The organism is Alcanivorax sp. HI0007 (assembly GCF_001635525.1).
GTDB lineage: Bacteria > Pseudomonadota > Gammaproteobacteria > Pseudomonadales > Alcanivoracaceae > Alcanivorax.
In genome coordinates, this window is the sequence record NZ_LWEJ01000136.1 from 1 (window position 1) to 226 (window position 226).

The following is a 226-nucleotide window of genomic DNA, read 5'->3' on the forward strand; positions in this document are numbered from 1 at the left end:
TGGGCGCTGATGGTCCGCTTTCCTCCGGCAATGGCTGGCAAGCGGGTAAGGCCAAACAATTCCTGCAACTTGACCGCCAGAACCACGGTTTCCCCCGTGTAATCCAGCAACACCCGTCGTCCGGTGGGGATGGTGATCGCCTCCGGCATATCCCTTTGCAGCTGCTTGCGCTGATCCGCAGTCAATAGCAGGTTCAGGGCATCACGTAGCGGCACCCGTTTCAGAT

The 226-nt window shown here is 59.3% G+C and carries 1 protein-coding gene; it reads right to left on the reverse strand.

Going from position 1 to position 226, the window contains the following annotated elements:
* Positions 1 to 226 (reverse strand): ATP-dependent helicase C-terminal domain-containing protein (locus tag A3714_RS07440; RefSeq protein ID WP_156493844.1); only part of this gene is annotated, 226 nt, incomplete at both ends.